The following is a 25,883-nucleotide window of genomic DNA, read 5'->3' as shown; positions in this document are numbered from 1 at the left end:
TAGTTGTAGATGAATCGATTATATTCCTTATAGAGTGAGATTTAAATAGAAAAATGAATGGAAGTCTACAAACACGATGTCACACTTCTCACCCGAGGACTGATGATCAATCCGTCAGCGGAGCAAATGCTGCTTTCGTAATCTTTGCCAAATCCGCTGGGGTAAGCTTAACCTGCATGCCAATTTTGCCTGCGCTCACAATGATCTCTTCAAGTGATTCTGCCGAAGCATCTATAAATGTCGGGAATAATTTCTTCATACCGACGGGTGAACAACCGCCGCGCACGTAACCCGTTACATTTTGAAGCTCCTTCACCGCCAGCATTTCAATCTTCTTTTCACCAGCGGCTTTTGCAGCCATTTTTAAATGAAGCTCGGAGGCTACAGGAACAACGAACACATAATAGCGGTTTGTTCCGGCCGTAGCGAGCAACGTTTTAAACACAGCGGCAACAGGCTGACCTATTTTTCCTGCAACTGTTATTCCATCCACTGCCTGCCCATCTTCTGATGTATATTCAAACAACTCATAAGGTACCTTTTGCTGCTCGATTAACCGTACTGCATTCGTTTTGGCAGCTTTTTTTGCCATCCTTATCCCCCTCTTTCTTTTCACTTATTATAGCGCAAAGACCCAACAAGCCAAACAGCCTAATAATGATAAAAAGACATGAAGAATACCGCATCAGCGGTTTCGTTCATGTCTTCCAAGCTATTATGCTGTTTTAGAAAATGTCGGTTCATCGAATGAACGATAGCCATTTTTCACCATTGCAATATGGTTTGAATAGTTTACACTTGCCAGCTGGAATAGGCGTTGATATCCCCTATCTTCAATTGGGCGTCCAGACAATGACATTCCTTGTGAGGAATTACGCTCAGCAAAGCTGCCTATAAAACGCTCGGGTACTTCTACCTTTTCAGCTTCTGAAAAATTGACCAGCTTCTCATCATTCGTTGACTCTTCTTGCTGCCCTGCTTCTTCCTGTACATTTGGCACATCGGTTACTCGCGGCACTTCATGCGAAGTTGGTACCGCTGATTTCAGTGCAAGGTTTTGGTCATTTTCAAATTGCTCCTTCTCACTGAAGGGATCTTTTACAAATAATCCATCTATTGCTCTTTTTTCTTGACCCGTCGTATGCAAATCTCTTTCTGTCTTTCCGGAAAGTAAATTCTCCAAAGCCTCGAGTAATGGGTTTTTCGGTGATTGATATTGTGCATTTTTACGATATGCTTGTCCTGCTTCACGTTTTTGCAGCGCACGCTTCCGAGCTTCGATCTCTATGGTTGAACTACTTAACAATTGCGGCAGTTTCATTTTTCTCCACCTCCTCAGCCTTTGGATTCCATTTATGATTTTTATCGGCTCTTTATTCGAAATTATATGGGCCGTGATTACAAATAATTCCTAATAACCAGATAAATAAATCCATAAATTACTTTTCCCCTTCTTTCTTTGAAAACAAAACCAGTTCAAAAGACTCAATAAAATCCCCTCTTATTAACGTCTATTTTTCACTTTCCTATTCAAAACAGTTTATAATAGAAGAACTCAGCAATTCACTACCATGAAATGACTTTCAATAGAAGGAGGAAATGTCATTGACTGAAGAAGAAGCAAAGCAGCAGTTGAAATATGCCCAGCAGCACCTGGCAAACGAACGAACCTATCTTGCTTGGATACGGACCGCTATCTCTATTGTTGGAGTAGGCTTCCTGGCAACCAGCCTCCATTTCACGATTGGAAATATACGTGACCCTTTAATTGATATACTATCTGTACTTGTAGGAATCTTTGCCTGCATATTTGGATTTGTCATCATTATCACTACGACTAGGAATTATAAAAAAAAGCGCCGCTATATTATGGAAGAGAAATTCTATCCCTCCGATCGGCACATTACGCTTATCTCCATCATGCTTGGTATTATGATTTTACTTATCCTCTTTTATTTCTTCCTGCTTTTTTAAGACTTATCATGTCCCCTTTACTATAGTAGAAACAATAGGAAAAGAGGCTGTCCCACGATTCGACAGCCTCTTTTATTTATACTTTTCGTGGAAATCCCTATAAATAACCAGTTCTATTCATCCTCTTGTAATCTAACTAGTTCCCTTTTTACATTCTTAGAATCCAGCTAATGTGCCCGTTGACAATGGGCATTCTCCTTCAGTAAGCAATTTCTCCATTGGAATAGAAATAAAGATGAATTTTGTTTTAAGCTTTCTATTCTTATCTCTTTTATACCTTGCTTATTACTGGGACAATCACCCTTTACTTTCTGTCATGTGGCTGATGTTATCTTCACAACTTCGACAAACAATAAAGAAAAAAATACTAAGTCTGCTTCCTTTTCATTGAAAATAGAATAAAGATTTTGTAGAATAGCAAACATAGTTTAAATTAACTACTCAAATTAAACTATTTTAATTATACTAACTAAATGATGAAAAGTCATGAATTGAAAGGATATAACAAATGAAGTTTACAGAGTTTCTCAAGAGCAAAGGCGCTATCGCCTCTATTTTTATGGGGATTTTTTATGCAGTATGTATGCTGGGAATTTTCTTGCCAGGTTATACAGCTATTCCAGGAAATATCGATCGGCTGCCGATTGCTATCATCAATGATGATGAAGGAGAGTATGGAGGACAAATTGCGGATAGCTTAGCAGAACAGCTGCCATTTAAAAAAATAGAAAAAGATATTTCTAATAAAACGGCTCTCGAGCAATTAGAGGAAAATGATTTAGCGCTGGTTGTGCATATCCCGAAAACATTTTCAGCCGACCTGCAGAATGGCGAGATATCATCGAGTATAGATTTTACAATGAATGAGGCAGCAGCTACTGTCGTTTCATCGTCCATGGCACAAGTTGTATCGCAAATTAATAATCAATTAAGCACTCAGTTTTCACAGCAAACAGCTCAGGGGATGTTGATGAATTTTAACGTACCTGAAGAGCAAGCCCGGGCAATGGCCGAGATGATTGAAAATACTTATATCCCAAATGTTGTAACAATCAATGACATTCCGGACGGTATGCACAATAATATGCTTCCTATGTTTCTAACAATGGCTTTATATGTGGGAGCTATGATTGCAGCGATGCAGTTAGTCGGAGCTTTTAAAGCCAGCCGTGGGAAAGCGAGTAAAACACGCCTATTCATCTACATGCAATTGACAGCGGTGTTTATTGGTATTTTGGCGGCACTAGCTTCAACAGGTGTGGCATATGGCATTAATGATCTAGGCGGGGATTTGTTCCTGCCGATTTTAGGGCAACAAATCCTAAACTACTGGGTTAACTTCAACTTCACAGCCATCTTTGTTCTTCTGATTGGTGAAGCAGGAATGATCGTTAATATTCCTATTTTATTAACACAAACGATTGCCAACGGAGCGACGTTGACACGCGATATGATGTACACGCCTTTTGAATGGGTCAGCCATATTACACCAATGTATTACTCCGTGCAAGCATACTTTGCCAATATTTATGGCAGTGCAAGCGTGAGCCCTTACATTTTCGGATTAGCTGCTGTAGGGATCGCTGCCATGCTGATCAACATCTTGATTGTACGATTTTTCCATAAACCGCTGCCTGTTGCAGAAGCTGCGCCATCAATGAATTCTACTGAAGTACAAGCTTAATTTTGCTACAATGAAAGTATTACTTGCCAAAGGAGCGTAAAATATGGCAATTCAAATTTTTATTCTAAGCAAGCTGATGGAAGAAAACACGTATCCATATAAACTGAAGAAGCAAATCTCAGCATTGCAGCCTCTTGACACAGTAAATGGTCTAACGGAGAGTAAGCTGTACTATCATTTTGAATCATTAGCAAAACAAGGTTTTATTGAGGCCAAAGAGGTAATTAAAGAGGAGAACCGTCCAGATAAGCAGGTATTTGCCATTACGGCTAAAGGACGGGAAGTATTGCCAAAAAAAATATATAAACTATTTGAAAATGCAGAAACGATTGGAGATATGGTGATTGGCCTAGCCAATATGAAGTATATAGACCGTGATAAAGCCATTTCACTGATCGAGAAAAAATTAAGCTCTCTTAAACAAAAAAGAGAATATCTAGCGACGCTTGACGGCCATTTTCCTGTTGAACCTGAAAAGAAAGTATTTGTGAATTTCCTGGAAGACTATTCAAAATATAAAATAGAGGGCTCGATACAATTTTTAGAAAGGCTCATTGAGCATATTCGGAAGGAAGAAATTTAAACTATCGATTCTTTACATTCAAAACAGTTTCTATTCCACTATCATTCACCGAAAGGACCTATAGATGATTTCATTTTTCTTAACAGCAAAAAGACTGTTGAAGGCTTTAATAAAAGCAATTAAGCAGCCTATATGTAAATCGTTGATTGCTACCCTATTCCTCATTGTTTTATCGGGTACATTATTTTATTCGAAAATTGAAGGATGGGCGTATATAGATGCTATTTATTTTGCTGTAGTAAGCTTGATTCCCAGCAGTGTAGAAATCGGTCTATCCCCCATTACGACAGTCGGAAAAATTTTTACAATGATGTATTTGATTGTAGGCGTCGGGGTTATGATTGGATTAATCGGCATCATCGGTAAAGCAGTTCTAGATGTCGATTTCAAAAGCTCCTCGGAAAATGGTGAAAATCCTTCCCAAAATAAATAAGTCTCTTTGTCTCGATAGGGAAAGGACGCTGCAATGTAAGAACAGCGGTAAAACAGCGAGCGGTATTTTCATACAGGCAGGGCTCATCCTTTTACGTTATTTCTATGACAAGGACTTGCTTTTTTATAAAGATTGAAAATGACTCCCGCATGCCGCCGGAGTCATTTTTTCCTGTTTCACGCTTGAGCAAATAAGGAAATGATAAAATGCTTAAACCGAGTCACTATGCTATATATTTACAGTAAGGATGCAAGAAAGGCTATTTAGAATGGCAAAAAGCTTAGTTTTAGCAGAAAAGCCCTCAGTAGTGCTTGCTATTGCGAATGTACTGAAGTGTAACAAAAAAGGAAATGTTTTTTTAGAAGGAGATCAATACATCGTGACATGGGCTTTCGGGCATCTTATGACGCTCGCCGATCCTGAAAAGTATGCTAACAAATACAAAAATTGGAATTCAGAAGGCCTGCCGATGCTGCCTGAACGACTGAAATTGACGGTCATCAAGCGGTCCGGCAAGCAATTTAATGCAGTAAAATCCTGACTAAATTGCAGTGATATAAATGAGAGTATCATTGCAACGGATACAGACCGTGAAGGTGAACTTGCTGCACGCTGGATTATCGCCAAGGCCAAGATCAATAAACCGATCAAACGTCTATGGATTTCCTCCGTAACAGACAAGGCGGTTAAAGAAGGCTTCAACAACTTAAAACCTGGAAAGGCATATGAGAACCTGTATCATGCAGCTGCAGCTCGTTCGGAGGCAGATTGGTATATTGGATTGAATGCAACACGGGCCTTGACGACACGCTCTAATGCACAGTTGAATTGTGGCCGTTAATCCCTGTATCCTGTCAATAGCATGGGCGAAATTTGTTAATCTAGATTTTATCCAGGTTGTACGAATTTCGCCTTTATATAGGTGAAATAATAATATAAGTGTTGTGTTGGAATAAAGGTAGATTAAGAAATTCTACTTAATCCGTATTTAAAGGCAAATGTAAAAACTCCATTTTGAAATAAGAGTGATTAAAATGAAGTTTTTCATTTCAGCTAAGTATGAGATTTTTATAAAAAAGTGTAATTACTTCCAAATGTGTTGTTCCACAATTGCGCCCGATTGTAGAAGATAGTTAGCTCACTAAACACCCGTTAGTTCAAAAGAAATCAAATTCTATGAGAAGTTATAACGGCAGAAAGTTTTCCGACTCAAGTCTGTCTAACCAGTTATGAACTAATGCGTTAAACACATCATTTTGTTCGATTTGTAGATTGTGACCAGCCATATCAAGAACTGCAAAAGTTGCCCTTGGATAATCCTCGATTAGTCGCCACGCATCGTGGTATCCGACTACATTATCCTGGCGCCCTGTGATAATTAGCGTGGGATACTCAAGTTTAGATGAAATGTCGAAGGTAAAACCATACCCATTTTGACGAATGTGATTTAAGTATTCATTATTTGTTTGTTTAGAAGGAAGTAAAATTTCATTTTGAAACCTCTTCCATTCAGTTTGACCTTGCACTACCCCCATGGAACAAAATTCATCCGCATCCTCTGGAGACAAACTCGATATTAAATCGATGTCTCTTTTGAGAACTGTCTGAGGCGGTACTAACCTTTCATCAAACTCAGGTACAGTCATTGGTGCCATCAGCAGTAATCCACGAACCATTTCCTGCTTTGAACGGGCTATGCCTCTGGCAATGTATGCGCCATATGAATTACCACAAAGAATAAACGGTTGATTAGGTATAAGCTCTTCCAATAGACGTAAAATTGCTTCTAACATATCATTAGAGTTCTGAATAGATGGTTGTGCCTCTGAATGGCCCATCCCCGGCAAGTCTATATATATTCTCTTCCAACTGTTTCGATTCTGGAATAACGGTTCCATTGCATGTAACATCACTTGATGATCAAGTGTCCAGCCATGTAACATAACGACGGGATACCCTTCCCCGATTACTTTATGGTAAATTGACATGTATTTATTTCCCCTTTCCTTAAAAACCAGATGTATCGATATGTATATTTAATCCTCTCATCCATATATCACAATTATAACAAACCGGATTGTTTAACCAAACTGCTCCGTTAGTTTAAGTACATTACATCACAAACTTAATCGAATTTCACATGAATATCTAAATATTTCTTGTTTAGTGTTATTCAATTAAATGCCCCTTTAATGGAAAAAGGCGCATTCTTTATTAAAGAATTGCACCCGATTGTGGAATAACTCAAAATGGATTCTTCTCTTGTGATCAGTTTTTATAAAAATGATTTATCACTTCATATCTGTGATCTTCAACAATCATCTGAATTACTTAAACTGTTTCTAACCTTTATAGCTAATTTCTTCTGTCTCAAGTAATTCTTTAAGCCCCATAAACATCAAATCCCAGCCATGTTCAGATCCATCGTAATGCTCCGCAACAGATTTTTCAATATCGGACTCTGTCCAATTTTCTTCATGAGCAACATGGATCACTTGTGTGAACGTCATCTCACAGGCTTGGTGGAGCTCTTTTAGCTCAACTGTAATCGTATCAACTAATTCGCTGAATTGTGGCATCTTAAAAGTAAACACGATTTTTTTCGCAGAATCAATTTCAAGGTACTCCCCAATCGCACGGTAATCCTTTCCTCCCCTATGGTCAACAATTTCCCAAGTACCACCTGCTTGAGGATTATTTTGTGCTACCTTATTGGTCCCTTCTAATGTAAAAAACCATTTTCTCATCATTTTTGAATTCAACCATGCATCAAAAACCCTTTCAGGTGCTACATCAAAACTTCTTGTCATTTTCAAAGTGGTAGTCGATACTTCACTCATACAAACACTCCTTATGTAATTTAATGTTCTTTCTTTTTTGCCTCTAATAAATCTTTGTTAAAAAGATCCAAACGATTGCTCTAAAAATTTTCGTCAAACCAAAGCCATTCAGTAGCTTGATTATCTATTTTAAACATCTCCTAATCCCTTTTAAATTCATTTCAACTTATTGAAGAAATCTTCATTTTGTTTAAGTAAATTATTTCATAACCCTCTTTATATTTTAAGGTAAATATCCAATTTTCTTATTGAGCTCTATTCCATTAAATGGCCCTTTAATGGAATAACTTTATTATCACTTAACAGGTTCTTAATCCACAAGAAAACCGAAATCCCTTCTTTATAGAGATAGGAAATTCCGGTTCATCTTTTTTATAAACGGTTAAACTTTTTTATAAACGGTACGACTTTTTTTTAAACAGTTCAACTTTATTTCAAAGCCACACAAACTTTTTTATAAACAAGCAAACTTTAATATAAATTATCGAACTTTATTTCAAATCCACAACCATAACAATTATCGCTGCTATTTTGTTTAGTTTTGTAGCGATTGCAATGATATTCTTTTCAAGAAATTTCCATATTATTACTACAACAGGCTTTTCCAGAACATGTGCTGCTTGCAAGAAATTCATATACCCTAATCAAAAATCGCTAGGAACCAATAGTAAAGAATATTGTAAAGCTTGAACTGCAATGTGTCACATTCTTAATTCCCCAATATTCATTAGGCAGTTTAATTAATATCAAGAAAACATACAATTGCTTTTCGGATTAATTAGCATTAAGAGAAAAAACCTTCACTGAAATAAATTGCGGACTAAGATAAAAGTCATAAAAATAAGATCAAAGCCCGTCACCTTTATTGGTAACGGGCTTTTGTTTATTCATATTATTTCTACATTCAACTAAAAATTTTACAAGCAGCTTCCTTACTTCCATATTTCTCAACTAATGTTCCGAACACATAACCACATGCAAGAGTTGCTGCAGTAGCTCCAAAAGGACCTGCTACGCCAAATCCTAATGTTCCAGCAGCTGCTATACATGCAATACGGCTAGAAAAAATACAAGCCCATTTATAGACTGCGTTACTTGAACTATACGTACCTATAGTGTGATTTACTTCACCAGTTTCTTTTAAAATGGTAGATGTATACTCATGTGTAATTACATTATTTTCACCAACAGAATACAATTCAAAATTTGCATCGCCAGACTCTTTGTCCACATAATATTGGACACTATAGTAGTTAATAGAATCCTCTTCTACATACAAATTATAATACTTATCTTCTTTTTTATTGTAAATATTAATAACACCAGATTTAACTGCTTCATCTAACCAATAAGCTGAGATAATATCTTCTTCATTTTGCAACAAGGTTACAAGAAGGCTTTCATAGTTCTTAATCTTCGAAAAATCACTTTGACTAATCTCCTTCAAGGAATTTTCTTGAGCATTCACCGTCTCTAATAAAGGCTTAAAGGAAAACAAAAACAAAAATGAACTTAATAAAACCATAGAGATTTTCTTCAATTTCTTTTTCATTTTATTACTCCTCATTAATATCAGATTAAAGTTATGTTATCATTAAAGAATATAAAATAAAAGAAAAAGGAGGAAAATAATGAAATTCTACCATAAATTAACTTACCCTGAAAAATTCAAAAGGACATTGTATGCAGGAATTCCTTTGTTATTAGTAAGTTCTATAATTATTTTCATCTTAGCTCCAACAACTGCAGAAAAAATAACGATACCTGCAATTCTGCTGGTTATATGGTTAATTCAATTGATGTATACTTTTCAAAAGTCAAAAAAAACAGAGCAATGAAAATTTGTAACACTGGCTTTTTTTACAACGATATTGTTAAAATACTAAATAGTTAAAACAGCAAAATGCTTGTTGATTATATTAATCGCAAAATATAATGTAGCTTTAGAATAAAGTTTGGTCAAAAACAACGCACAGACCTATATTTTTAGTTAAATGAAAAGAACCCGTTTTGAAAAAAGTTTGTTCAAAACGGGTTAATTCTTTATGAAACAATGTGCAATTTTTATAAAAAAATTTGATCATTTTCTACTGCTGATCTTCCACAATCGCGCCCGATTGTTGAATATAGTTATTGAATAATTGCTCATATGCTTGATTTCATAAATTCCTATTTTTCTTACGTTCCATTGATCTAGAGTATCCAAAACAATCTCTAAAAAGCTTCCTACCAATATATTGATGAAAATTATTATAATCTTTCCTGTAATATTCGTTCCAATAGCTAATCATTCTACTATAACTTTTGCAAAACGAATCAATATTATTAAAACAAAATCTCTTAATTGGTTCTGTGTCTTGTTCTTTTAAGATATCATAAGTCATTTCTAGTATCTCTACGACATATTCATCACATATTTTTACGATATAAGGGATAGTCCAATCTTCATAATCCATTAAAAGCAATGAATTCAGATGTTTTTGGCGAACAAACCCATCACTACTTCTTGAATAAATACAGTGCAAAATCATTTTTTGTTGTACACTTAAATTGTTTATAAATTTATCTGAGTTATCAATGTTGTAAATACGATAAGGAACTTTTATTACGTTTTCATCTTGAAAATATTCAATAGTCTCTTGCGATTCATCAAGAGTGACATTATTATAAGTCTGCTTAGGAATCAGTCCAATTACATTAGTCACATCATCCCTCAAATAGTTTGGAAATCCATATTGAAACATCCAATCACATCCCTACTTCACTAATTGCTACATTGTGTTACTCCTTAAAATGCATACTCTGGAAATGCGCCCGATTGTTGAATATTTTTAAAACTTTAATTTTTTTCTTCTTCAAAACTATTTAACTCCGATTTTAAAGACTTTATGAATTCATTAATCTGTTCCATTTTTACAATAAGACACAATGCAGGACCACATTCTGTTGCACGGGAATGATTCTTTTCACCTGCATCTAAAACAAAAATTAATTTATAACGTGGTTCACGTTCTTTCCTTTCATCTTCAGGCATCTGAAATAGTCCATAACCTGGAAAGTTATAAATGCCATTTTCCGGTATGTGATAAATACTTAGACCTGGATCTTGAGTCTCTAGCATACTTAGATGCACATTATCAATTTGTTTTACGTCGTCTAACAGTTTCAAAAAGTCTCTCTTTAAGCAAGTAAATTCCGTGTGTATCTCGGGAAAGACTTTACCTGATCGAAAACTAATGGAAAATTTTACACTCTCCGAATTAACTAATTTCAAATTTATTTCCACTTCACAACTATGTTTACTCGAGCAATCTCTTAATTTAGCCACTTAAAGGACTCCTTTATCAACATCAATAAATTAATTATTTCAAATCTCTACATTTTTAACAACCGCTTTATTCCATAAAAATACTTTTAATGGAAGAAGAATCATTCCTTATTAAAGAATTGCGTCCGATTGTTGAATATCGTTTTTTCAATTTAATATACAAGTTTTTATTCAGATATCACACTCTTCATAATCTTAAAAATTATTATGGTAGCCCCTGTTTATATACTTGCATAAAAACTGTAAAAGCGAATTATTGTTTACGAAAATCGAATTTTTCATTAGGAACTTCAAGAGTATGCCCATTAATTACAACTGTATTATTATCTAACCACTCAATTTTGGCTGTTGATTCTCGATAATTCCAGTAGATATTTTTTGTTTTAGCATTACGCTCATTAAATACTAATTCACCTCTCACTGCATCGGCACTTAAGCTTGGACTCGATACATAGGCTTTTAAACTATATTTACCATCAGGTGAGGTTTCTTCCGTAAGAAATTCTCCAGTTGGCAACCTATTCATATCAAAAAATGCCCAATAAATTCCATATCCAATAAAACCTATAAATAAAAAGCTAATAATCAGTGAAATTTTTACTATCTTTTTTCGCTTTGCCCCTTTTATCATTGAGTTAGCAGTCACACAATACACCCCTTTTTTACTTTTGAGGAGAAGTTAAATAATTCCTTTCTTGTAGACTTTTTTTATTTCATTTGGTTCCCAATGCATCGTTTAGTAACATCCATTCAAAGATTGTTATTCCACAATCTGGCCCTTTAATGGAAAGTGATGTTTTCTTTATTAAAGAATTGCGCCCGATTGTTGAGTATTGAAAATCACGAAAATCTTTATTCGTTTTCAAAATTACTTACTATTACTATGCAAACTTTAGTTACTCTTCAATGTCATTTGAATTTTAATATTATTTTTCCTTTTGCCCTACCAGACTCTGCGTATTCCATCGCCTTTTGAGCATCATCAAAAGAAAAGACTTTATCTATTACGGGTTTAATATCACCTGCTTCAATATAGTTTGCAATGATACTTAATTGTTCTCCACTGGGTTCCATAAACAAAAATGTATATTGAACATTATGCTTTTTTTCAAGTGCAGCAAGTTTACTGCTTGCTGCTGAAAACAACAATGTTTTAAAAAATCCTGCACCATATTCTTTTGCAAAACGAGCATTCGGCAATCCCGAAACGGAAACAATTTTACCTCCGTTTTTGACAACATTAAATGACTTTTCTAGTATCTCGCCCCCAAGTGTATCAAATACTGCGTCATAATTTTTTAATGTTTCTTCAAATTTTTCTGTTTTGTAATTAATAATTTCATCTGCACCAAGAGATTTCACTAAAAACATACCGGCTTCACTGGCGGTCGTTGCAACAGTGGCTCCCATTAATTTTGCCAGTTGAATTGCAAAAGTACCAACGCCACCAGCTCCAGCTTGAATTAAAATCTTTTGACCTTTTTGTAATTGTAAAATGTCTACAAACGCTTGATATGTTGTTAACCCAACCAATGGAATTGAAGCTGCTTCTTCAAAGGTTAAATTTTTCGGTTTTAAGGCGATATCATCTTCATGAACAGAAATATATTCAGCAAAAGTACCAATTTTACTCTTACGTGGACGTGCATATATTTCGTCACCAACCTTAAAATGAGTCACTTTTGCGCCAACTTTAACCACGACACCAGAAAAGTCGCTCCCAAGAATAAGAGGCATTTTATATTTAAGCAACAATTTCACTTTCCCATCACGTATCTTAAAATCAATGGGATTGATACTAGCTGCATGTATTTCTGCAAGCACCTCATATTCATTGATTTCTGGTGTAGGCATTTCTGCCAAACGCATTGGAACCTTCCCATACTTTTCTATAACCATTGCTCTCATTGCGTCTGTTCCTCCAACTTTTGTATTTTACATTCCTTAACTCAATGAAAATCTTCCAAAAATTTACCAATATCCGTCACAAGATTTTTTAATAAACTTATTTTTGAACGTATATTAATAAAATAAAAGTTTTTTGTGCCTTCTTTACGCATTAATATAACATCGGCCTCCCGCAAAATCTTAAGATGATGTGAAACAGCAGGTCGAGAAAGATGCGTTTTTTCGGTGATTTCGCCAACACGCAACCCTGTTTGACAATCAGTTCCCATTAATACTAAAAGAATCGATTGACGGGTTTCATCACCAATCGCCTGTAATACTTTTTGAGAACTAATAAAATCTTCTTTGATATTATTTAGTTGGTCCTGTTTATTCATTCAATGAAATACCTCCAATACTCAGTTGAATGGTTTAAGTCGACGAACCATATCACTGAACACAACAATATTATATTGTTAAGTTTGGTTCAATATTGAGAAAGCAAATCGAGACGAATCAATTTTTATATAAACTTTATAAATTCATTTGTTTCATAAATGGCTCTTCAATATAAAAAGCACTTTTCCTTTTTCAAGAAAAGCGCCCTATTGTTGAACGAGGATACAACTTTATGGAGTTTTACCGTAAGGTATTATGCTGTTGATTTTCCCTGTTTTAGAAAACAGTTTGTTGTACGAGTAAGAGATATTATATTCTTTATATTTATCTAGCTCTATACTTTGCAGTAAATCTTCGCTAATTTTTAATTTTCGGCTTTCGAATTCTAAGACTATGTAGTGTTGTCCGTCTTCTTCTACTATTTGTTCTTCTGTGATTTCTTTAGTTGTAATAACGTCTACTTGGCTGAACATGTAAGTGAAACTTAGCACAAATATAACTAATAATGCGATAAAAGCATTCCTAAATACTTGTAGTTGAGTCATTTTATCACCTCCATTAATTTGTTTAATTAAAAGTGATCAAGCAAACATACAAATAACAGCCTAACTATTAATTAGCGAAAATATCCTGTCCTAAAGAGCAGTTCTGCTTACCTTGCTGAACTAAAATTATTAAAATATTGCCTATTTTGCCTTACGCAATACTTCCCTTTTTTAATCATACAGAATTAAACCAAAATTTAAGATATTAAAACTAAAATAAAAAACCACTTTGCATAAAACAGCAATAATACATTTCTTTGCTTATCGTGTGAATCTGCAGAAATCTGATTAGAACCCTTATTCCACAATCTGGCCCTATTGCTGAAAAAGGCACAATTCTCAAGAATTGCGCCCGATTGTGGAAGATCGTTTCATCTAAATCTCAAGTAATTGAAGCAGAGGATTAAGAAAATTACAGATTTATAAAGTCTCTATATACAGGTTTTTATTCAGATAACACCCCTACAACGTTTCCTGTAAAATCTTGAAAAGTCTTACTGCGGCTATCTTTATATACCTTTGCATAAAAAGCTGTATAAATAATGTTCATAGAAAAAGCCGCGAAACGTTAATTTCAACATTCACGGCTTTTTTGTGTGTTTCCAAACTTTTATTTGGGAACGTTTATTAGATTTGTTTTGTATAATTTATAAGTCCTTCTCTGATGACTCTGTAGACTTCTTCTGTTCTTCTCTAACGAAGTTAATAGCCTTTTCAACAGTTGAAATATCTTCCTTATGCCAATTTTCACCTATTTCTTTTACCAACGAGTGAACCCTTCCGATTCTACTAAAAATTGCAACATAATGAAGTAATATATTTATTACGCCATTTTTTATTCCTAATAACTGCAAATCCTTAACAAGCTTTATATCGTCTTCGGTAACAGTACCGTAGCATTCATTAATGAAATCAAAAGGTGTTGTAGATTTCACCTTGTTTACATACCATTCATCTGGTGTCATTCCTGTTTTGTCTTTAAATTTCCTGGCACTCCATTCCTCTATTGTCATTCCGTGTGTTTCTTGAAATCGTTCTTCAGGTGTCGTCCCATGTATTAAGTTACCTTGTACTTCTTTCCTTCCTTCTTTATCTTTTGTCATTCCTTTCCTCCCTAATCCAGTAGTTTTAAGTTATATTTTTGCACATATTTCCTTTCCTATCTAATCTTTTTATTGAACTAACCTGCCTCGTTAGTTGAAGAAAAAATGTCCTCAAAGCGAGATTTGGGTGCATTTTCAACTACATATGTATTATTTATTCTTCTTATTTTTTCAAAGAATAAGCTACTCACGTGTGTGTGAATCGATAAGCTTTCCAGTCTTTAAATCGTAAATTTTATAATCCATTGTCCACATATGGTCTTTAGTCACCGTAACCTCACAGTCATAAGGAATTGATTTACCATAGGCATCGAGTTCAGGAATCTTATTGAAAGTAAATTGTTCACCTGAATGAAGCATATTGAAACTCGCATCAGAAGAACGACCAGATGAAGATATTTCTATCGTGCATTTCCCATTAACAATAATGAAGTCTTTCGTTATTACATATTTTAAGCTTGGAACAGTTATCCATAAAATGAGGAGTCCCATTAGAAAACCGCACAGCATTTTAATCGTTGACCAAAACTTAATTTCTCTCTTTCTATACATACGAATAAAAAAAATCACACTGCCTATAACAAATAACACACCTAAACTAAATAAAAAATAATAAATAAAAACAATAAACCCCTCCCTACAATAAGTCATTACTATATTTACATTAATTCAATTATAAAAGTTTCAAAAGTCATCCTTATAACCTTCCCAAACCGTCGTTTGGTAATATTTCATAAAAAGTTGTTATTCAACAATCTGGCCCTTTAATTGAATAAAGCACTTTTCTTATTCAAGAAAAGCGCCCTATTGTGGAATAGTGATATGCGAATGAAGCACCCAGTTTATTGGATTTCCACACAATAAACCTTTTTCTAATTCTCATTCTCCTTCAGTTGTTGTTGTAAAGTAATTGCAGAGTATAATAATGCGATTGTATAAATTACGCTCTTCCAATCAAACGAATTATCATTAATAGAGTAAAATAATGTTATTAATGAGAAAAACGATAATATATAAAGTATGTAGATTATTATTTTCAACTTATTTCCTCCATAGTATATTCGTTTACTTATTCTGTAACTTTACCATAAAGTGTTATTCAAGAAAATGGTCCGATTGTGGAATATCATTATTCAAATAAAGTCCCTCGTTAGTTGAGCACAACAAATTACAGTCTTAATGTATTCTCTGTTAATCGCTATACTTGTGAATTGTATTTCTCAAAATGGGATAAAAAATAAATATTATCATATAAGCAGTAAATATAGCTGAAACACTAATTAATTCATCTTTAATAATATCGCCATCAAAAGTATCGTACATATTCATGTGTAAAATAGCCAAAATTACGCTAGATAAAATACTAAATATACTATATCTCACCAAATTATTATTAATCCTTTTACCACGAACATACCAATTACCTTTAACAAAGATCACTACTATAGCAATTATTAATAAAATGTACTTCATACCGTTTCTCCCTCGACTCCCCTTGTCTAAATGGTATTCTTGTTCAATTAAACTGTTTCAATCGGTAAAGTACATTATTTCCTTACTAGCATTTTAACATATATATCCATTTACAAAAATGGTATTACTCCGTAATCTGGCCGAATTATGGAATAAGAAAAAATCTATTGTTTCTACACAAGAATTTTGCCCTACAGAGCCATAATAAAGTTGTTTATTTTCGCTCTAATAAACAAAAGCCTTACTACATTTTGGTATGTAGTAAGGCTCTTAGAAGTTTTTTAGAATTGAAGTGACCTCAAAGAATATTGTTTCTTAAAAGGATATTATAGTTGTTTCATTCTTTCGCAGCTTTATCGGCAGATCTCATCTTGTTGTTTAGAAATCTACCTATTTTCCATTACTGCAAAATAGTTCTCTTCATAATCTGCAAAGTTAAAAACTCTACCAGACGGCATATTTACAATATCTCCGACTGTAATTTTTTTATCCAATAAGTCACTATGTAATTTTTCGAGATTCTCTGTGAAAAACATTAATGAGGGCGTATCGAGATTTAATCCAGGAGACATTTTAGAAACGAAATCCTTATTGTGCAGAATGAGGCTTGTATCTGCACCTTTTGTGGGAGCAATTTCAATCCATCTCAATCCTTGATTATTATTTTCTTCAGCTATTACAGTAAAGCCTAATTTTTCTGTCCAGAATTCAACTGCCTCATCTTGGTTATTGACATACAGCATAATTTGACCGACTTTACTAAACATATTCCTTTTACCTCCTCATAAGATAAATAATTTTACTATTTAAATCATTATTCTTTATTGGAAAGTAAAAATCCTTCTGCAATTAATCTGCCCCGTTTGTTGTATAAGGATTTTTAAATACCTTTATTATTTTTCAAATGACTTTATTGTATATTTAACAAATTTATTTCCTCTGTACATGACCAATCTTTATTTTAATAATCGTGCTTTATTTAAATTCTGTTCTTTTTCATAAAACTGCACATATCAAAAAAGGCCTCGCTATTTCAAGATAGCGGGACCTCTTTGTTACTTCGTTTTGGGATTAATCAAATTTCATGCCCTTTAATAAATCGGCAAATGCGTTATTAATAGGCTCTGCTTCCTTCTCTTGCTGCTTCATATATTTCTGTACACTACGTTTATCCACCTTACCGCCGCCTTCTTTTTTACGACGTGCTTCAAAAGCAGATAACTTTTCACGATGACCACATTTACATACAAAAATTTGTCCATCGCCTTCACCACGCAGCTCTAGTTTCTTCTTACATTGTGGGCAGCGGGCATTTGTTACGCGTGCAACATTTTTACGGTGACCACATTCACGATCTTGGCACACAAGCATTTTGCCTTTTTTACCGTTTACTTCAAGCATAGGCTTCCCACAGTCTGGACAAGATTTTGTAGATACATTGTCATGTTTAAATTTCTTATCGCTATTTTTAATATCAGCTACGATTTCTTTCGTATGCTGCTTCATTTCATTGATAAACGTCTCTTTCTTTAATTTTCCTTTAGCAATTAACTCTAATTTTTGTTCCCATTCAGCTGTTGTTTCAGGGGACTTTAATTCGCTAGGAACTAAATCGAGTAATTGGCGGCCTTTAGAAGTGATATGAATATCCTTTCCACGCTTTTCGATTAGGAATGAGTTGAATAGCTTATCGATAATATCAGCTCGTGTAGCTACCGTACCTAAGCCACCTGTTGATTTTAACGTATCTGCAAGCTGCTTATCTTGTGTATCCATGTATTTCGTTGGATTTTCCATTGCCGATAATAATGTAGCCTCAGTAAATCGCGCAGGTGGTTTTGTTTGACCAGAAGTCTGAGAAATTAAATTCACTTTTAACTCCTGTCCTTTTTCAAGACGAGGAAGTAATTGTTCTTTTATATCTTCATTCGTTTCTTCATCATCAAAACGATTTGAGTAAACTTCTTTCCAACCTGCAGCAATGACTGTTTTACCACGTGCAATGAATTTTTCATTACCGATTTTAGCTTGCACTATCAATTGCTCATACTCATAGGCTGGGAATAAAACGGCTAAGAAACGTTTTACTACCAAATCATAAATTTTACGTTCTTTATCTGTAAAATTTGCAAAGTTCACATATTCCTCTGTCGGAATAATTGCATGGTGATCCGATACTTTACTATCATCTACAAACGATTTATTGGCTTTAATTGGCTTTGTAAGCACCTTATTTGCTAATGAACGATATTCACCTATACCACACGCTTTTAATCTCTCTGGAAGCGTACTAACAATGTCAGAAGATAAATAACGGGAATCTGTACGAGGGTAAGTAAGCACTTTATGGGACTCGTATAGTTTTTGCATAATATTTAACGTCTCTTTAGCTGAATAGCCGAACATTTTGTTGGCATCGCGCTGTAACTCTGTTAGATCATATAATCCTGGAGAGAAAGATTTCTTTGGTTTGCGTTCTACCCCGATTACTTTTGCATTTTGTTTATCTATTGAATTTACAATCGCATCGATTTTCTCCTTATTAAAGCTACGAGAGTTACCGTTTGCGTCTTGCCATGTTAATTTTAATTCTGGTGTATTTGCTTCAATCCCATAATACGTTTGCGCTTTGAAATTCTTAATTTCATCTTCTCGAGCTGCTACCATTGCAACAACGGGCGTCTGAACCCTGCCAGTATTTAATTGAGCATTAAATTTTGTAGAGAGTGCTCTACTTGAATTCAGCCCTAGGTACCAGTCAGCCTCGCTGCGAGCTACAGCTGCATGATAAAGATTTTCATATGCTTTACCAGGCTTTAAATTTGCAAACCCCTCTTTAATCGCCTTATCTGTTACAGATGAAATCCACAAACGTTTAATCGGCTTATTTACTTTGGCACGGTCAATAATCCAGCGCGCTACAAGCTCACCTTCACGGCCTGCATCTGTCGCAATAATAATTTCGTTTACGTCGTTACGTGTTAGCTGCGATTTTACAGCATTGTATTGCTTGCTAGTTTGTTTAATCGTTGTGAGCTTTAAGCGCTCCGGCAGCATCGGCAAATCTTCTAAATTCCACTTTTTATATTTCTCGTCGTAGCTTTCCGGGTCTGCTAGTGTGACTAAATGTCCTAAAGCCCATGTGACGATGTATTTGTCCCCTTCTAAAAATCCATTTCCTTTTTTATGACACTTCAATACATTCGCGATATCACGAGCGACTGAAGGCTTTTCTGCTAGTACAAGGCTCTTTGCCATAGGTTAAACATCCTTTCTTAAATCCTTGCTTTTAATATAGCACATGCTTTTTACTTATATCTCTTTTCAACAAAGCTTATATTGGTTTGGAATAAAGCTTGATAAAAAAGTATTATTCAATCCTAAAGTGTACCCTATATTATATTTCTAAAGTATCCATTCGATAGAGAATATTTTATGCTCCAGCAGTAAAGACTTTGAAGGGCTTGAAGTTCGACTAATCTTCACCTAAAAGAAAGGGGGCGGAATCCGCCCCCTTTTCCTATTCATTCCACTCTTCTGCAAGCACAGCATAGTAGTATTCATCCCACCAGCTGTCTCCATGTGGGATACATTTTTTAAAATAGCCTTCACGTCGCATGCCGATCTTTTCCATCACCCGATAGGATGGAATATTTTCCGGCTGGCATGTAGCAATGATGCGGTGCAGGTTCATTTTCGTAAATCCATAGTTGACAACCGCCCATGCCGCTTCCGTCGCATACCCTTTATTAAAATAGTCGGGATTAAATACCCATCCAATTTCATATGTATGGTCGCCAAAATACTTGAAAAAGGTGATATGACCGATAATCGTTTCTTCTCCTTTTATTCTTACCGGAAAATATTTTGCCCCTTCCCCTGCATGATCCTGGACAAACTTTTTCGCATCTTCCTCGCTGAAGACACCCTCCGGTATGTATTTCATCACGTCTTCCCTTGACGTATAGGCAAGAACATCCTGCCAATCATATTCTGTAAATGTTTTGATAATAAGCCTTTCTGTTTCGATATCCATATTTTATCCCCCTGTTTTTACACAATTGCCCTTTGGTATAATATAACATAACTCCATTATCCTGTTATCTATCTTCTATTTATTGATTTAGAAAAAACACAGCTATAGAAGATTGATATTAGTAGGGTACCAAAAGTGAAACTCATTCTACTACGATGTAAAGGTGAAGAAAAAAATAGGCAATTCAAATATAGAAATGAGTTTGAAGATTCAATGAGCATCTGCCATATTCAAGGTAAATCTCAAATGAACACTTAACATCCTCCATAAAATAAAGAAGCAAAAAGGCAATTTGCAGTCCAACATCAGACGACAAATTGCCTTTTGGTTCTAAAAACATTTACAGTCACTAGAAATGTACGTTTTTCAGCGGCCTTACTAGAGAACATAGCGACTATCATGCTTTAACTATTTTTGTTGGGATTGTTTCAAGCTCTTCTTCAGCATAATCGGCATGTTTATCATTAATAAAGAACATCGCAATCATTCCGAAAATAGCGGCAATACCGATCGCAATGAAATTATATTGTGGTTGTAAATCCATCGTAAGTAACACGGCAACATATGTTGGGGCCAAAATCGAGCCGATACGACCAAAGGCCATTGTGCTTCCTAATGCTACCGAGCGTACTTCTGCCGGATAGTATGCTGCTACAAAAGCATTGGACATATTTTGCAGCCCCAACGTAGCAGCACCAATTAGGAAAATCAGTACATATGCTACGTACAAATTCGTTGAGAAGCCGATCAATGTCAGCGCAACCGCACCGACTAAATAGAGCGGCATTAATACATTTTTGAATCCTGCTTTTTGAATTAAAGTACTCAGCGTTAACGTTCCTACGATGGAACCAAGCTGTAACACTGCAATAAACATTAAGCTGGATGACAAATTATAGCCAGCCTGCATCATTAATGTCGGTAACCATGTATTTAATGAATACATTAAAATGAATGTACAGAAGCACGAGAGCCAAAACATAATGGTTGTGACGGCGAAGCGCTTTTGAAACAATGCACGCACAGGCGATTTTTGCCCCTTTGCAGGTTGTTGATATGAATAATGAAAGTTCGTTGCCACACCCGGTTCAATTTTTTCAGCAGTAGCGGCAATTTGCGCGTGCTGCTTTTTTTGCAATAAGTAAACAGTTGATTCTGGCAGTACCTTCAGCAAAATCGGGATAAAGAGCAGCGGAATCGCTCCAATCCAATAAATAGGCTGCCAGCCGAACTCCGGCAATAGAGCACGGCCAATAAAGGATGCGCCCATTGCCCCCACAGAATACCCGCAGAAAATAAATGAAATAATGGCTGCTCGGTATTTTAGCGGGGCATATTCAGAAATAAGAGAGGCGATAGTTGGCATTGCCCCCCCGAACCCAAGCCCTGCAATCACGCGGCAAATTGTGAATAGGAGTGCATTGGGTGCAAAGCCTGACAGCATGGTAAAAACACTGAATATTAACGTAGTGAAAATGATAATTCGCTTCCGTCCGAAGCGGTCCGAGTAGAGACCAAACACTACAGCACCAATAGCTGTCCCGATCGTCGTGTAGCTCCCGATTGAGCCTGCCGCGATATCAGAGATGCCCCACTCCTCCTTCAGGAATGGAATGGTGGCACCGTAAATGACCACATCATATCCTTCAAACATCAAAATGATAAACAGCCAAAATATTAAAATAAGATGGAACGGCTTTAGCTTGCTTTCTTCAAAAAAAGTAACAGGATTCACTTAGCTGCCTCCGCTTCATCGACGCACTTCTGCTGTTCCCCATACACGTTCAGCAATTGCTACGATATGACGGATTTTTTCCCATTGCTGTTCCTCTGTTAAAATATTTCCTTCCTCAGTACTTGAAAAGCCGCACTGCGGACTCAATGCAATATTTTTCAGCGGGATGAACTTGCTTGCTTGTGCAATTCGTTCCTCAATTGCTGCCGCATCTTCAAGTTCCGGAAATTTAGAAGTCACCAGCCCTAATACAACGATTTGATTGTCGCGTGTAAAGCTTTTTAATGGTTCAAAGCTTCCGGAACGCTCATCATCATACTCAAGGAATAGGCCGTCCACGTTCAAGCGGGCAAAAATCGCATCTGAGAAATGATCATATCCGCCACTTGTAATGTAAGTAGATTTAAAGTTTCCGCGGCAAATATGCATTGTAATTGTTAAATCTTCGGGTTTGTTTGCGATAGCATCATTTAAGCAGCTCACACGTCTTTCGATGATTTTACTAGCAGGTAATCCTGTTTTTTGTTCTACTGCTTGAATACGCTCTTCAGAAACGAAATCGATCCAAGATGTATCATCCAACTGAAGATAACGACAGCCGGCATCATAAAATGCTTGAATGGCCTTTTGATAAGCTGCAACCGTATCATTGTAAAAACGTTCATTATCTCCGTTGTAATACTCATCACCTTGAAGACGTGTAAAAAGCATATTCGGACTTGGAATTGAAAACTTTGCAACTTGTGTTCCGTCCCCGTACTTTTCTACTGCTTCCTTTAAGAAAGTAAAATGCTCAATCATATAATGAACGTTGAAATCCACCTGATCAACTACTTTAATAGCGTTGTTACGCGTTTGTGCTCCCTTAAAGTTGCTGACATATTCCGTTTCAAAAATTTCAACCCCCTGCAGACCTGCCAAGAAATCTAAATGCCACCAAGAACGTCTAAACTCTCCATCCGTAATGGACTTCAATCCGACTTCAATTTGTTTTTGAACTAGCTTTTCAATTTCCTGATCTTCAATTTGTTTTAACGCAGCCTGATTAATATTGCCGTCTGCGTATGCTTTCCGTGCTTCTTTAATCGGGGCCGTACGTAGAAAACTCCCTACATGATCTGCTTTAAATGGTGCTTTTACTGTTGTCATCATCGATTCCCTCTTTCTATAAATCATTAAAACCAACTTTTCCTATAAGTTATAAAATGAATTCTGATTAATGCTAGTATAGCACCCGGGAACCCTTATAAAGTAACACCTTAAAACTATCTCTTGATATAGCTTTAAACTATATCAGATTTTGTTCTTCTTTAATTGTCTCACGTAAATATTCGATATACATCGCACCCAGTCTGCTCAAAGAACCGTTCTTCAACGTAATATAACCGACCTCGATTTGCTCGTCGACCAGCAATGGTACAGCGACAATATCATTATTAAGCTCACGGCTGATGACGCCGGTTGAAATCGTATATCCATTCAAACCAATCAATAAGTTGAACAGTGTGGCACGATCGCTTACCCGGATGTTCTTTGGCCGTGACAAGGTGCTTAAGATTTCCTCTGAAAAATAAAACGAATTGTAATCACCCTGCTCAAACGATAAATAGGGATAGGGATCCAATTCCTCTAATGTGACAAAATCCCTTGCAGCAAGAGGGTTTTTGGAGCTGATAAATACATGTGGCTTTGCTTCAAACAATGAATGGAATACTAAGTTACCTTCACGCAGAATTTTTTGGATGACATTCCTATTAAAATGATTGACATATAATACCCCGATTTCGCTGCGCATCTTTTTCACATCATCAATAATTTCATATGTCTTTGTTTCCCGTAATGTAAACTCATATTCCTCACGATGATAGTCTTCCAATAAACGGACGAACGCACTGACTACAAATGCATAGTGCTGGGCAGAAACAGAGAAATGCTGCTGGCGCATTTTTGTATTGGAGTACCGGCTTTCAAGCAGCTCGGCCTGCTCGACCACTTGCCTTGCATACCCTAAAAACTCGGACCCTTCCTGTGTAAGATCAATTCCCCGATTTGTACGTAAAAAAATTGTAATGCCCATTTCCTTTTCTAATTCCTTCAAAGCATTGGAAAGACTGGGCTGACTAATAAATAAATTATGTGCCGCCTTACTGATAGAGCGGCTTCTAGCAACTTCAATCACATATTTTAATTGTTGTAATGTCATGAAATCCATACCTTTCACTTTAGATCAATAATATTTTGCCTATCATAACATGCCCCCTCATAAAGTACATTATTCAGCGGGAAAATGAGTAATTTAATAGAGGAAAATGAGGATTCTAATTGGACTTGTGCAGGAAGCTCCATCTTCTTGTCCGAATAAGCGGACTACCTAGATTTATCAGTATTGAAGACAGCAAATACCAGCCAAAAAATCAGCTGGCCATAAAAAAATGAGGGGACTTATCTCGAATTTCCGAAAAAAAGCCCCTTCATTATAGGAATATTCATGTAGGTTTACTATCTACCCGGTTACTGCCTTTTCTTAGGCCCCGTCCATTTGTCACTCGCCTTAAAGTTATAAACTGGAATAATACGTTTCTGGATTTCCACAGTTTCACCAATCTGGTCCATAATCTCCTGCATCGGCTTGTATGCCATTGGTGCTTCATCCAATGTTTCCTCAGAAACAGATGTCGTCCAAATACCATGCATTGTCTGCTTGAAATCTTCCATTGATAGATTTTTCATTGCAGCTGAACGCGAGAAAATACGGCCTGCACCATGTGGGGCGGATTCATTCCAGGCAGCACTGCCCTTTCCAATGCAAATAAGCGAACCGTCACGCATATTCATCGGGATGACTAGCTGTTCCCCTGCCCCTGCGCGTACAGCCCCTTTCCGCAAAATCATAGAGTCAATATCGATATAATTATGCACAGAATCGAACTGCAGGCCATATCCCCACTTCATCTTCTCTCCAATAATACGGGCAATCATCTGGCGGTTTTCGTGAGCAAACTGCTGTGCGAGCTTCATATCTGCTATATAATCGGCAAATAAATCACCTTCCAGATATGCCAGCTCCTTTGAGATAATTGGGTTTTCATCTTTATACTCCGTAATCATTTGCTGGATCTCTTGATATCTTCCAGCAGCTTTTAATTCCTCAATCTTCTCCGTCAAATCAATCCGGCGCAACGATTCATACGCACGATTTTGATGCCAATTCGCAATTTTTGAACCAACATACCGTGAGCCTGTATGGATGAGTAAATAGTGTTTACCTTCCTCATCTTTAGCAAGCTCTATAAAGTGATTACCTCCACCAAGTGTTCCAAGAGAGCGGTTCGTATAGTCATTATGCAGGCCACTCGCTACAAATAAATCATTTGCAAACTGCTCCGTTGACCTTATATTACTTGCTTCTTCATGAATGTCATTACCCGCCGGTACAAATTGCCGAATTGTTCGGTCCAGCTGGTCAAAATCAACTGCTGTCTCTTCAATTTCAGCAACAAATACACCGCAGCCTACATCTACCCCGACTAAGTTCGGTACAACACGATTATTCAATGCGATCGTTGTTCCGATTACACAGCCTTTTCCGGCATGATAATCCGGCATGATCCGGACTTTCGCGCCTTCCATAAAAGGCTGGTTAACGAGCTCCTCAATTTGGGAAATAGCAGCCTCCTGCGGGTTGTTTGTATAAATAAGGGCATCTGTATATTGCCCTTTTATCTCAATCATCCAATCTCTCCTTGTCTCAAAGATAGATTAAAATAAAAATCTCTATCTCGTTTTCTCATTCTTCTGTGTTATACGTCCCAAAACCCAAAATGTTCCCTATAATTCAAAAATCAAGGAATTTCCCAGGAAAT

General features: G+C 36.1%; 26 protein-coding genes and 1 pseudogene. 6 read left to right on the top strand and 21 right to left on the bottom strand.

Annotated elements, in window-relative coordinates:
- Positions 1 to 106: 106 nt before the first annotated feature.
- Positions 107 to 592, bottom strand: coding sequence for a Cys-tRNA(Pro) deacylase (gene ybaK, locus AA0Y26_RS01770; RefSeq protein ID WP_413364573.1), 486 nt, complete (start codon positions 590 to 592; stop codon positions 107 to 109).
- A gap of 123 nt (positions 593 to 715) precedes the next feature.
- Positions 716 to 1,321: a hypothetical protein gene (locus tag AA0Y26_RS01765; protein WP_413364571.1), complete on the bottom strand. Its 606-nt coding sequence runs from the start codon at positions 1,319 to 1,321 to the stop codon at positions 716 to 718.
- 284 nt (positions 1,322 to 1,605) lie between these two features.
- On the opposite strand from AA0Y26_RS01765, the gene AA0Y26_RS01760 reads away from it, so the two are divergent.
- From AA0Y26_RS01760 to AA0Y26_RS01740, 5 genes and pseudogenes are all read left to right on the top strand, one after another.
- Positions 1,606 to 1,974 carry a YidH family protein gene (locus AA0Y26_RS01760; RefSeq protein ID WP_413364569.1) on the top strand — a complete coding sequence of 123 codons (369 nt, stop codon included), beginning with the start codon at positions 1,606 to 1,608 and terminating at the stop codon, positions 1,972 to 1,974.
- Positions 1,975 to 2,482: 508 nt separating this feature from the next.
- Positions 2,483 to 3,658 carry a YhgE/Pip domain-containing protein gene (locus tag AA0Y26_RS01755; protein WP_413364567.1) on the top strand — a complete coding sequence of 392 codons (1,176 nt, stop codon included), beginning with the start codon at positions 2,483 to 2,485 and terminating at the stop codon, positions 3,656 to 3,658.
- A 43-nt stretch (positions 3,659 to 3,701) separates the two neighbouring features.
- Entirely contained in the window at positions 3,702 to 4,241 is a 540-nt protein-coding gene (locus AA0Y26_RS01750) for a PadR family transcriptional regulator (protein WP_413364565.1), read from the top strand.
- Between the two features lie 64 nt (positions 4,242 to 4,305).
- Positions 4,306 to 4,674 (top strand): potassium channel family protein, encoded by a 369-nt coding sequence (locus AA0Y26_RS01745; RefSeq protein ID WP_413364564.1) that lies wholly within the window; start codon positions 4,306 to 4,308, stop codon positions 4,672 to 4,674.
- Between the two features lie 268 nt (positions 4,675 to 4,942).
- Positions 4,943 to 5,512, top strand: a pseudogene (locus tag AA0Y26_RS01740) (toprim domain-containing protein); the annotation flags it as partial.
- A gap of 346 nt (positions 5,513 to 5,858) precedes the next feature.
- Here AA0Y26_RS01740 and AA0Y26_RS01735 read toward each other — a convergent pair.
- The 3 genes from AA0Y26_RS01735 to AA0Y26_RS01725 all read right to left on the bottom strand — a co-directional run bounded on the left by AA0Y26_RS01735 (position 5,859) and on the right by AA0Y26_RS01725 (position 9,066).
- Positions 5,859 to 6,662 (bottom strand): alpha/beta fold hydrolase, encoded by an 804-nt coding sequence (locus AA0Y26_RS01735; RefSeq protein WP_413364562.1) that lies wholly within the window; start codon positions 6,660 to 6,662, stop codon positions 5,859 to 5,861.
- A gap of 354 nt (positions 6,663 to 7,016) precedes the next feature.
- Positions 7,017 to 7,514 (bottom strand): SRPBCC family protein, encoded by a 498-nt coding sequence (locus AA0Y26_RS01730; protein ID WP_413364560.1) that lies wholly within the window; start codon positions 7,512 to 7,514, stop codon positions 7,017 to 7,019.
- 904 nt (positions 7,515 to 8,418) lie between these two features.
- Positions 8,419 to 9,066 carry a hypothetical protein gene (locus AA0Y26_RS01725; RefSeq protein ID WP_413364558.1) on the bottom strand — a complete coding sequence of 216 codons (648 nt, stop codon included), beginning with the start codon at positions 9,064 to 9,066 and terminating at the stop codon, positions 8,419 to 8,421.
- A gap of 79 nt (positions 9,067 to 9,145) precedes the next feature.
- Here AA0Y26_RS01725 and AA0Y26_RS01720 point away from each other — a divergent pair, with 79 nt between their 5' ends.
- Positions 9,146 to 9,352: a hypothetical protein gene (locus tag AA0Y26_RS01720; RefSeq protein WP_413364557.1), complete on the top strand. Its 207-nt coding sequence runs from the start codon at positions 9,146 to 9,148 to the stop codon at positions 9,350 to 9,352.
- A 321-nt stretch (positions 9,353 to 9,673) separates the two neighbouring features.
- Here AA0Y26_RS01720 and AA0Y26_RS01715 read toward each other — a convergent pair whose 3' ends face one another.
- The 16 genes from AA0Y26_RS01715 to AA0Y26_RS01640 form a co-directional block, all read right to left on the bottom strand.
- Positions 9,674 to 10,258 (bottom strand): hypothetical protein, encoded by a 585-nt coding sequence (locus AA0Y26_RS01715; RefSeq protein ID WP_413364556.1) that lies wholly within the window; start codon positions 10,256 to 10,258, stop codon positions 9,674 to 9,676.
- A gap of 95 nt (positions 10,259 to 10,353) precedes the next feature.
- Positions 10,354 to 10,842: a hypothetical protein gene (locus AA0Y26_RS01710; protein ID WP_413364555.1), complete on the bottom strand. Its 489-nt coding sequence runs from the start codon at positions 10,840 to 10,842 to the stop codon at positions 10,354 to 10,356.
- A gap of 253 nt (positions 10,843 to 11,095) precedes the next feature.
- Complete coding sequence (locus AA0Y26_RS01705) at positions 11,096 to 11,473, bottom strand: DUF5412 domain-containing protein (RefSeq protein ID WP_413368005.1); 378 nt, start codon at positions 11,471 to 11,473, stop codon at positions 11,096 to 11,098.
- A gap of 278 nt (positions 11,474 to 11,751) precedes the next feature.
- Positions 11,752 to 12,750 (bottom strand): NADP-dependent oxidoreductase, encoded by a 999-nt coding sequence (locus AA0Y26_RS01700; RefSeq protein ID WP_413364554.1) that lies wholly within the window; start codon positions 12,748 to 12,750, stop codon positions 11,752 to 11,754.
- 41 nt (positions 12,751 to 12,791) lie between these two features.
- On the bottom strand, positions 12,792 to 13,127 hold the full coding sequence (locus AA0Y26_RS01695; RefSeq protein ID WP_413364553.1) for an ArsR/SmtB family transcription factor: 336 nt from the start codon (positions 13,125 to 13,127) through the stop codon (positions 12,792 to 12,794).
- Positions 13,128 to 13,358: 231 nt separating this feature from the next.
- Positions 13,359 to 13,673 carry a hypothetical protein gene (locus tag AA0Y26_RS01690; RefSeq protein WP_413364552.1) on the bottom strand — a complete coding sequence of 105 codons (315 nt, stop codon included), beginning with the start codon at positions 13,671 to 13,673 and terminating at the stop codon, positions 13,359 to 13,361.
- 647 nt (positions 13,674 to 14,320) lie between these two features.
- Positions 14,321 to 14,776, bottom strand: coding sequence for a DnaD domain protein (locus AA0Y26_RS01685; protein WP_413364551.1), 456 nt, complete (start codon positions 14,774 to 14,776; stop codon positions 14,321 to 14,323).
- 183 nt (positions 14,777 to 14,959) lie between these two features.
- Positions 14,960 to 15,328 (bottom strand): hypothetical protein, encoded by a 369-nt coding sequence (locus AA0Y26_RS01680; protein ID WP_413364550.1) that lies wholly within the window; start codon positions 15,326 to 15,328, stop codon positions 14,960 to 14,962.
- 639 nt (positions 15,329 to 15,967) lie between these two features.
- Positions 15,968 to 16,249, bottom strand: coding sequence for a hypothetical protein (locus tag AA0Y26_RS01675; RefSeq protein WP_413364549.1), 282 nt, complete (start codon positions 16,247 to 16,249; stop codon positions 15,968 to 15,970).
- A gap of 386 nt (positions 16,250 to 16,635) precedes the next feature.
- Positions 16,636 to 17,016, bottom strand: a complete 381-nt coding sequence (locus tag AA0Y26_RS01670; protein ID WP_413364548.1) for a VOC family protein — start codon at positions 17,014 to 17,016, stop codon at positions 16,636 to 16,638.
- Between the two features lie 304 nt (positions 17,017 to 17,320).
- Positions 17,321 to 19,507: a DNA topoisomerase III gene (locus tag AA0Y26_RS01665; protein WP_413364547.1), complete on the bottom strand. Its 2,187-nt coding sequence runs from the start codon at positions 19,505 to 19,507 to the stop codon at positions 17,321 to 17,323.
- Between the two features lie 262 nt (positions 19,508 to 19,769).
- A complete protein-coding gene (locus tag AA0Y26_RS01660; RefSeq protein ID WP_413364546.1) occupies positions 19,770 to 20,285 on the bottom strand; it encodes a GNAT family N-acetyltransferase in 516 nt (171 codons plus the stop codon).
- Between the two features lie 397 nt (positions 20,286 to 20,682).
- Positions 20,683 to 22,020, bottom strand: a complete 1,338-nt coding sequence (locus AA0Y26_RS01655) for an MFS transporter (protein WP_413364545.1) — start codon at positions 22,018 to 22,020, stop codon at positions 20,683 to 20,685.
- A 15-nt stretch (positions 22,021 to 22,035) separates the two neighbouring features.
- Complete coding sequence (locus tag AA0Y26_RS01650) at positions 22,036 to 23,172, bottom strand: 5-methyltetrahydropteroyltriglutamate--homocysteine S-methyltransferase (RefSeq protein WP_413364544.1); 1,137 nt, start codon at positions 23,170 to 23,172, stop codon at positions 22,036 to 22,038.
- A gap of 136 nt (positions 23,173 to 23,308) precedes the next feature.
- Complete coding sequence (locus tag AA0Y26_RS01645) at positions 23,309 to 24,223, bottom strand: LysR family transcriptional regulator (protein ID WP_413364543.1); 915 nt, start codon at positions 24,221 to 24,223, stop codon at positions 23,309 to 23,311.
- Between the two features lie 308 nt (positions 24,224 to 24,531).
- The gene (locus AA0Y26_RS01640) at positions 24,532 to 25,752 is read right to left on the bottom strand and encodes an RtcB family protein (RefSeq protein ID WP_413364542.1); all 1,221 of its coding nucleotides are present in this window, start codon (positions 25,750 to 25,752) and stop codon (positions 24,532 to 24,534) included.
- Positions 25,753 to 25,883: the final 131 nt, after the last annotated feature.

Origin of the sequence: Lysinibacillus canaveralius, from assembly GCF_047301505.1 — a bacterium.
In the GTDB taxonomy this organism is placed as follows: Bacteria; Bacillota; Bacilli; order Bacillales_A; family Planococcaceae; genus Lysinibacillus_B.
This window is presented reverse-complemented; position numbering and strand designations above follow the sequence as displayed.

Bases quoted from the DNA above. Each gene is read 5' to 3' on its own strand.
- ybaK (WP_413364573.1), bottom strand. From the start codon at position 592: ATGGCAAAAAAAGCTGCCAAAACGAATGCAGTACGGTTAATCGAGCAG.
- AA0Y26_RS01765 (WP_413364571.1), bottom strand. From the start codon at position 1,321: ATGAAACTGCCGCAATTGTTAAGTAGTTCAACCATAGAGATCGAAGCT.
- AA0Y26_RS01755 (WP_413364567.1), top strand. From the start codon at position 2,483: ATGAAGTTTACAGAGTTTCTCAAGAGCAAAGGCGCTATCGCCTCTATT.
- AA0Y26_RS01750 (WP_413364565.1), top strand. From the start codon at position 3,702: ATGGCAATTCAAATTTTTATTCTAAGCAAGCTGATGGAAGAAAACACG.
- AA0Y26_RS01745 (WP_413364564.1), top strand. From the start codon at position 4,306: ATGATTTCATTTTTCTTAACAGCAAAAAGACTGTTGAAGGCTTTAATA.
- AA0Y26_RS01735 (WP_413364562.1), bottom strand. From the start codon at position 6,662: ATGTCAATTTACCATAAAGTAATCGGGGAAGGGTATCCCGTCGTTATG.
- AA0Y26_RS01730 (WP_413364560.1), bottom strand. From the start codon at position 7,514: ATGAGTGAAGTATCGACTACCACTTTGAAAATGACAAGAAGTTTTGAT.
- AA0Y26_RS01725 (WP_413364558.1), bottom strand. From the start codon at position 9,066: ATGAAAAAGAAATTGAAGAAAATCTCTATGGTTTTATTAAGTTCATTT.
- AA0Y26_RS01720 (WP_413364557.1), top strand. From the start codon at position 9,146: ATGAAATTCTACCATAAATTAACTTACCCTGAAAAATTCAAAAGGACA.
- AA0Y26_RS01715 (WP_413364556.1), bottom strand. From the start codon at position 10,258: ATGTTTCAATATGGATTTCCAAACTATTTGAGGGATGATGTGACTAAT.
- AA0Y26_RS01705 (WP_413368005.1), bottom strand. From the start codon at position 11,473: ATGATAAAAGGGGCAAAGCGAAAAAAGATAGTAAAAATTTCACTGATT.
- AA0Y26_RS01700 (WP_413364554.1), bottom strand. From the start codon at position 12,750: ATGAGAGCAATGGTTATAGAAAAGTATGGGAAGGTTCCAATGCGTTTG.
- AA0Y26_RS01695 (WP_413364553.1), bottom strand. From the start codon at position 13,127: ATGAATAAACAGGACCAACTAAATAATATCAAAGAAGATTTTATTAGT.
- AA0Y26_RS01690 (WP_413364552.1), bottom strand. From the start codon at position 13,673: ATGACTCAACTACAAGTATTTAGGAATGCTTTTATCGCATTATTAGTT.
- AA0Y26_RS01685 (WP_413364551.1), bottom strand. From the start codon at position 14,776: ATGACAAAAGATAAAGAAGGAAGGAAAGAAGTACAAGGTAACTTAATA.
- AA0Y26_RS01680 (WP_413364550.1), bottom strand. From the start codon at position 15,328: ATGTATAGAAAGAGAGAAATTAAGTTTTGGTCAACGATTAAAATGCTG.
- AA0Y26_RS01675 (WP_413364549.1), bottom strand. From the start codon at position 16,249: ATGAAGTACATTTTATTAATAATTGCTATAGTAGTGATCTTTGTTAAA.
- AA0Y26_RS01670 (WP_413364548.1), bottom strand. From the start codon at position 17,016: ATGTTTAGTAAAGTCGGTCAAATTATGCTGTATGTCAATAACCAAGAT.
- AA0Y26_RS01665 (WP_413364547.1), bottom strand. From the start codon at position 19,507: ATGGCAAAGAGCCTTGTACTAGCAGAAAAGCCTTCAGTCGCTCGTGAT.
- AA0Y26_RS01660 (WP_413364546.1), bottom strand. From the start codon at position 20,285: ATGGATATCGAAACAGAAAGGCTTATTATCAAAACATTTACAGAATAT.
- AA0Y26_RS01650 (WP_413364544.1), bottom strand. From the start codon at position 23,172: ATGATGACAACAGTAAAAGCACCATTTAAAGCAGATCATGTAGGGAGT.
- AA0Y26_RS01645 (WP_413364543.1), bottom strand. From the start codon at position 24,223: ATGACATTACAACAATTAAAATATGTGATTGAAGTTGCTAGAAGCCGC.
- AA0Y26_RS01640 (WP_413364542.1), bottom strand. From the start codon at position 25,752: ATGATTGAGATAAAAGGGCAATATACAGATGCCCTTATTTATACAAAC.